1 protein-coding gene is annotated in these 507 nt (G+C 42.0%); it reads left to right on the top strand.

What is annotated here, in order from left to right:
- Positions 1–127: 127 nt before the first annotated feature.
- Positions 128–286: a hypothetical protein gene (locus ACOCD2_RS26285; RefSeq protein WP_419584152.1), complete on the top strand. Its 159-nt coding sequence runs from the start codon at positions 128–130 to the stop codon at positions 284–286.
- The last annotated feature ends 221 nt before the right edge of the window (positions 287–507 follow it).

Here is a 507-nt window from a genome sequence, read left to right on the forward strand (position 1 = left end):
TGTGTTGGGTCAATAGCATAGACTCGGCGTACTATGATGTCAAGCCTCTACAGACATGAAAAAGCGATTGTAGATCCATGGAGGCAGGCTTGTACTCATCTTAGGGGTGAGTAGTTACCCGAAGGAAATGAATCTTTTCGTAAGAAGCATTCTCAATGAATTTGTGAATGCTGTAGTCGGAACCATCCTGGGAATTGTTGTCTACTACGATGATGCTGATGTTGTCAGCATGCCCCTCTATTTCTTTCAGTTGCAGCAACTGTTTCAGGCAGCAAACCGTCAATGATTCTGCTTCCCAATTTAATATGCATATAGAGACATTCACGGTGAGTAGGGGGTGTTGACGTTGTGGCGCATGGAAACCACAGCGATGTGCATTTATGGCTTATCTAGTTCCCGTCTATAAATGCCAAGTCATTGAAATTCAATTGAAAAACCGAAAAAAGACGATGAGAAATCCGGTGCAGGATGGTACAATTATGATCTAAAGCATTGATACATAAGAAA

It is taken from the genome of Thiolapillus sp. (genome assembly GCF_048562965.1).
GTDB classification, from domain to species: Bacteria; Pseudomonadota; Gammaproteobacteria; order Chromatiales; family Chromatiaceae; genus Thiolapillus; species Thiolapillus brandeum_A.

Excerpts from the sequence above, each read along its gene's own strand:
- ACOCD2_RS26285 (WP_419584152.1), top strand. The coding sequence starts at position 128 with ATGAATCTTTTCGTAAGAAGCATTCTCAATGAATTTGTGAATGCTGTA.